This is a genomic window from Boseongicola sp. (genome assembly GCF_057460485.1).
Window position 1 is genome coordinate 1 of the sequence record NZ_JBVCWP010000221.1, and the last position, 6,380, is coordinate 6,380.

At 55.9% G+C, this 6,380-nt stretch carries 6 protein-coding genes; all 6 read left to right on the forward strand.

Translation table 11 applies throughout. The annotated features are described in order from the left end of the window. Window positions 1–267 precede the first annotated feature (267 nt). A complete protein-coding gene (locus AC221Y_RS18400; protein WP_366141697.1) occupies window positions 268–936 on the forward strand; it encodes an NAD(P)H-hydrate epimerase in 669 nt (222 codons plus the stop codon). A gap of 41 nt (window positions 937–977) precedes the next feature. Then, on the forward strand, window positions 978–1,832 hold the full coding sequence (locus AC221Y_RS18405) for an NAD(P)H-hydrate dehydratase (protein WP_366141696.1): 855 nt from the start codon (window positions 978–980) through the stop codon (window positions 1,830–1,832). A 212-nt stretch (window positions 1,833–2,044) separates the two neighbouring features. Next, entirely contained in the window at window positions 2,045–3,259 is a 1,215-nt protein-coding gene (locus AC221Y_RS18410; protein ID WP_299753262.1) for an SAM-dependent methyltransferase, read from the forward strand. Between the two features lie 7 nt (window positions 3,260–3,266). Further along, the gene (locus tag AC221Y_RS18415; RefSeq protein WP_299753260.1) at window positions 3,267–3,707 is read left to right on the forward strand and encodes a TrgA family protein; all 441 of its coding nucleotides are present in this window, start codon (window positions 3,267–3,269) and stop codon (window positions 3,705–3,707) included. Continuing rightward, entirely contained in the window at window positions 3,704–4,822 is a 1,119-nt protein-coding gene (locus AC221Y_RS18420; protein ID WP_299753258.1) for an NUDIX domain-containing protein, read from the forward strand. The genes AC221Y_RS18415 and AC221Y_RS18420 overlap by 4 nt, the downstream gene beginning before the upstream one ends. Window positions 4,823–4,910: 88 nt before the next feature. Continuing rightward, the gene (locus AC221Y_RS18425; protein WP_299753256.1) at window positions 4,911–5,939 is read left to right on the forward strand and encodes a cysteine synthase A; all 1,029 of its coding nucleotides are present in this window, start codon (window positions 4,911–4,913) and stop codon (window positions 5,937–5,939) included. Window positions 5,940–6,380: the final 441 nt, after the last annotated feature.

Below are 6,380 nucleotides of genomic sequence, written 5' to 3' on the forward strand. Positions count from 1 at the left end.
ACCTCGTCCAATTTGAACGGTTTGATAATGGCCTCGACTTTTTTCATTGCTACACTCCCTTACAGCGCGTTTTCTAGGGTGAGACCATGCAGTGCGACCGGCCACAACGTAAGGGCGGGGTGCGGTTGGGTGGCCTCGCGACATTGCACTTATTATGCTTAATATTTGCGCATGTCGCACAAAAAAAGGACGTAATTGAATCGCGCGCGTGATCCCTTGCGTCTGGCCGGGTGATTTCCGACAAAGATGACAAATGGAGGCAGGCTCATGACGGACCCCATAACATCCGCCGAGATGCGCGCGATAGAAACGGCGGCAATAGAAAGCGGCGCGGTGACGGGCCTCGAGTTGATGGACCGTGCAGGCAAAGCCGTCGTGAAGGCCATTTTCGAGACATGGCCCGAGCTTTTGATGCAGCCGCGTCGCGTCGGTATTCTGGCGGGGCCGGGCAACAATGGTGGCGACGGATTTGTCATCGCCAACCGCTTTCGCGACTACGGCTGGGACGTCGAGGTGTTCCACTATGGCAGCATCGACGCCATGCCACAGGACGCCAAAACCAATGCGATCACTTTTGCATCGACCGGCGGCGTCGTCTCACCGCTGATCCCGTTTGAAGGCCGCGATATGCGCTTTGCTGATCCGCCCACGGATGTTTGGATCGACGCGGTGTTCGGCATCGGCCTTACCCGCCCATTGCCAGACGTCGTCGCCGCCGCCTTCAACGCCATCGCCTACGAGCGCAACTGGCAAGCCAACAAACTTGTCGCCGTCGACATCCTAAGCGGCATCGACGCGGATACTGGCGAACGTCTCACCACATTTCCCCTGAAACCTGATCTCACCGTCACTTTCCACGCCCCGAAACTGGGCCACACAAAAGGAGAGGGCGCAAGCATGGTCGGCAAACTCATTGTTATGGACATTGGACTGTAAGTCTTTGGGTCCAGAAAATCCCCGCCGGAGGCATAAAATTCATGGAACTGACCGAGATCACCGCGCAATCGCTCCGCCTCGGCGCGCTCTCAAAATCCGCGGATGCCCACAAATATGCACACGGCCATGCGCTTGTTCTGACCGGTGGTCCAGGCAAGACAGGTGCGGCGCGGCTGGCCGCGCGTGGCGCTTTGCGGATCGGTGCGGGACTAGTAACCCTCGGGTGTCCCCGTTCGGCGCTGTACGAGATTGCGACGCATTCAACCGCGATTATGTGTCGCCCGCTTGATGGCGCGCCAGGGCTGACCGAGGCGCTGGAAGATGCGCGCTTGAACGTGCTTTGCCTTGGGCCAGGACTTGGTCTTGGACCAGACACGCAGGCGATGGTTCTGGCGGCTCTGAAGGCCAAGCGTGCGACCGTTTTGGACGCAGATGCGCTCTCGCGTTTTGAACGCAACGCGGATGTGCTCTTTGCGGCGCTGCATCCCGGCTGCATCCTGACGCCGCATACCGGTGAATTCAGGCGGCTCTTCCCCGATCTTGCCGAAATGCTTCAGGCCGGCACTCAAGTTGACGCAGTTTGCGCGGCGGCGGCGCGTGCGGGCTGCACTGTCTTGTTGAAAGGTCCCGAAACAATTGTTGCCGATCCCGCAAGGCAGGCGGTTATCATCAAATCAACCGGCGAGGCGGCGGCCCCTTGGCTTGCAACGGCGGGCTCTGGTGACGTGCTTGCCGGTTTCATCACCGGATTGATGGCGCGCGGGATGCAGCCCCTTGAGGCTGCGGGGACTGGCGCATGGCTCCACGCCGCCTGTGCGCGCCACTTTGGACCGGGACTGATTGCTGAAGACCTTCCCGAACAGCTTCCGGCGGTGTTTCGCGATCTTAGGGTGTAAGGCGTAAAAGCTGCCCCAAAGCTGCGGACGCCTGCCCCGACGCAGTACCGACGTTGGTTTTGGGTGTCGAAAGCAGGATTTCTTGATCAATTTTGCTTCAGGTAACCCGACTGCATTCCAGACTGCATCCTGCCTTCAAATTAACCTTAAGAAAAGGTTGATGAATTGAATTTACGCGTTAGTTTTTATGTGACGTCATCAGGGGATTGGTCATGACGCCACTGACAGCACTTGAAGGTCAAAAGGATCTTCCGCGTTACTTTTCAACTGCTTACTCACTTGCGGGCAAGCTTCAAAACGGTCGGATGGATTTTCATCTGGATGACGGGCGTGTTTTCCGTGTCGAGGGTCTGAATCCGGGTCCAGTTGCCGAATTGCACATCCATAATCCGGACGTCTTCGCTCGCCTGATCCGAGAAGGAGATCTTGGGTTTTCAGAGGCTTACCTTGAAGGTTGGTGGTCAACGCCTGACCTTCAGGCGTTCATGGACGTGGTCCACGAAGACAACGATGACCTTTACTATAGTTTCCGCGGCATGGCCGTGGTGCGCGCCTTCGAACGGATGCGCCACTGGATGAACAACAACTCGAAAACGCAGGCCAAGAAGAACATTTCGCGTCATTATGATCTGGGTAATGATTTCTACAGTCTCTGGCTTGACGACACGATGACGTATTCGTCGGCACTGTTTAAGACCGGTCAGGAAGACATTGAAAAGGCTCAGGAACAAAAATACGAAAGCATGGTCGACCAGATGGGCGTTCATCCAGGTGACCACGTGCTTGAGATCGGCTGCGGTTGGGGTGGCTTTGCTGAATATGCGGCGGGTCAGCGCGGTTTAAAGGTCACAGGGTTAACGATATCGCAAGAGCAATATGACTATGCTGTCGAACGCATGGTGCGCGCGGGCCTTTCCGACAAGGTTGACATTAAGTTGCAAGATTATCGCGACGAAACTGGGGTTTATGATGGAATTGCTTCGATCGAGATGTTCGAAGCGGTCGGTGAAAGGTACTGGCCGGTCTATTTTGACACGCTTCGCGAACGCTTAAAGCCGGGCCGTTCGGCGACGCTTCAAATCATTACTGTGGAAGACCACCGCTTCGAAGTCTACCGAAAAGGTGTTGATTTTATTCAAAAATATGTTTTCCCGGGGGGCATGCTTCCGTCTCCGGCTGTCCTTACGGCCGAAGTAGAAAGGGCGGGTCTGCGCGTTCTGCAGTCCATCGAGTTCGGCGAAAGCTACAGTCAGACATTGCGAAGGTGGCACGAGACTTTCAACGCAAGATGGGAAGAAGTAAAAACGTTGCGCGGATTCGACGATCGCTTCCGAAGAATGTGGAATTTCTATCTAACCTCTTGCGCTGCGGGCTTTCACGCCGGAAGTATTGACGTAACTCAGATTACGGTCACTAAACCGGGATAACAAAACGATGCCCACGGGCGCAAAACTTATTGGCGCGATGATCTTTGCCGCGCTCGCGTATTTTTTGACGGATCTTGTCAAACCTCTTTTACCGGAAGGGTCGCGGCTTGGCTGGTTCGCTCCGGTGAACGGCTTGATAGGCTTCATTATGGGCTGGACCATTTTGGGAAGGCGCGCTGGAAAATCTTATCGGCATGCATTCGGCTATGGCTTTACAACGCTTGCAGCGACGGTTTTCTGGTCCTTGCTTTGCTGGGCAGGGTACGAAATGCTCGGCCGCTCAATGAAGCTCTATTATGATGGCCCTGTTGAGGCTCTTCAGGAAATGGCGCAACTCTTTGTAGGATACGCGAAAATCGCGGCCGTCCAGGATGTAGTCCTCCCAGCGATTGTTGGAACCGTCTTCGTATCCTGGTTCACAGAGTTCTTTGCACGACGCTGGTCGTGACGTCGCATTCAACGGTTTTCCTATACGGGACGTTGTGCGACCTTACGCTGCTTGAAATTGTCGCTGGAGAGGCGGTGTTTGCGTCGCCTGCAACCCTTGGCGATCACGCCGTGTTCTGGGCCAAGGACCAGTCGTTTCCAATCATTGTCGAAGCCGATGGCGAGACTGCCGAGGGGATTTTGGTTGAGATCAGCGCAGCCGCCAAAGCGCGGCTTGATTTCTATGAAGTTGGGTTCGGGTATTATCTTTTGCCTTGCACAGTAGTGCAGGGGGAAGCCGAAACGGCTGCCGAGGTCTATTTCGCCGAGCCCAGACGCTGGACGCCCGGTGCCCTATGGTCTTTAACCGATTGGCAATCCAAGTTTGGCATCCTGACCCGTGAGGCCGCACGCGACTATATCGGCCTTTATGCGAATAAAACACCCCAGGAGGCCGCGCAGTTATTCGGCCAGGTACGCAATCGCGCGGCAAGTCGTTTGAGGGCACGCATGTCGCCTTCGCCCTCGGCTTTTGATCCATCACCAACACGCGAAGATGTGGCGATCAAGTCAAGCCATCGACCATTGATGGATTTCTTCGACGTTGTAGAGGAAACACTGCAATTCCAGACCTTTGCTGGTGGTCGCAGCAACGAAGTTCAGCGTATTTCTCTTTTGGGGGGCGATGCGGTTACGGTGCTGCCCTATGATCCCGCAACTGATCAGGTGCTGGTCATTCGACAGTTTCGTCACGGTGCATTCAGCCGAGGCGACGCAAACCCTTGGTGTGTCGAACCTGCCGCAGGGCGCATTGACCCTTTTGAGACACCGGAAGATGCAGCGCTACGCGAGCTTCGCGAAGAGACCGGAGTTGTGGCGCGCGATCTGCATCGCATCGCCAGTTATTACCCTACACCTGCAGCAGTCAGTGAACACCTGACCAGCTTCGTTGCGACGTGCGATTTAAGCGGGAAGGACGGCCACATCGGGGGATTGGCTGGCGAAAACGAGGATATCATGTCTCACGTCATTCCGTTCAGTTTGTTGATGGACTTGGTGCAAAGCGGCGCTGCAAACACGGGCCCTTTGGTGTTGTCGGCGCTTTGGCTTCAAAACGAACGCCATCGGCTTGGCTAGCAGCTGTGCTCGTCGGCGGGCAGCACTCCATTGAAACCTGCTGTGCGGCCCCTTAGGACGGTGCGCAACACTGATAGGAGCTGCCCTCATGCATGTGCGCGCTGATCTTGCCGAAGCCGTTGGCAACACACCCCTGATCCGTCTGCGAGGCCCGTCCAAGGCCACGGGGTGCGAAATCCTTGGGAAGGCCGAATTTCTGAACCCCGGCCAGTCAGTTAAGGACCGTGCCGCGCTTTATATTATCCGCGATGCGGTGGCGTCCGGCAGGCTGCGCGCCGGTGGCACGATTGTCGAGGGGACGGCCGGGAATACTGGCATCGGTCTTGCGCTGGTTGGGGCGTCGATGGGCTTCAAGACGGTGATTGTGATCCCTGAAACGCAAAGTCAGGAAAAAAAGGACATGATCCGCCTTTGTGGCGCGGAGCTTGTCCAAGTCCCTGCTGTTCCTTACAAAAACCCAAATAACTATGTTCACTATTCCGAGCGTCTTGCCGCCAGGCTGGCCGAGACCGCGCCGAACGGTGCTATTTGGGCGAACCAGTTTGACAACACAGCAAACCGGCGCGCCCATGTGGAAATGACCGGGCCGGAAATCTGGGATCAGACCGATGGTTCGGTTGACGGGTTTGTTTGCTCTGTTGGTTCCGGCGGAACCTTGGCGGGTGTGGGCGAGGCGTTGCAGCCCAAAGGCGTGAAGGTCGCGCTATCTGATCCTGACGGGTCGGGGCTTTATAAACTTTATACAGGCAAAGACCCGGCTCCGGGCGATTCCATCACTGAAGGCATCGGGCAGGGGCGTGTGACCGCAAACCTTGAGGGCTTCACACCAGATGACGTCTACAAAGTGAAAGACGTCGAGGCTTTGCCGATTGTGTTTGATTTGCTGCGCGATGAGGGGCTTTGCCTTGGGGGCTCGTCGGGCATCAATGTGGCCGGCGCGATGCGGATGGCTCGTGACATGGGCCCGGGGCATAATATCGTAACTATTCTGTGCGACTACGGTAGCCGCTATCAGTCAAAGCTGTTCAACCCGGCATTCCTTCGGTCAAAGAACCTTCCTGTCCCTGACTGGTTGGACGGTGACGAGCGTATCTTGCCATCTGTGTTCAAGGGCTAAGCTATGATCGAGCCGCTCTTTCGGGACGCTTATTTTTAGACCCCGCCCGGGCGGGTTGTTGTGGTCACGGTTCTTTGTGGGATCGTTCTTGATCACTCCATTTTCAATCCAACTCGCCGCGGTTAGTCACGTGATTCCGGGTTTTTGTCTAAGAATGGGATTGAGATTGCCACGATCGTTAAGGAAGAAGATGGCGCAATCGCCTTCTGGCCCGCTGCAGGCGCGAAACTACCGCCCGTCGGCTCGGAAGTCATCCAACAATTGGATCGGGGTAAACGATTTGGATACAAGCGGATACACACCACAATTCATATTTTATCTGTGACGATTCCATTGCCTGTGACCGGGTGGGGCGATCTAGCAAGCCAAGGGCCATCTTGATTTCAGTATGACCGATCCGCCTAAAGACAAGGGGGCTTTGAAGGATGCGCTACACGGCCT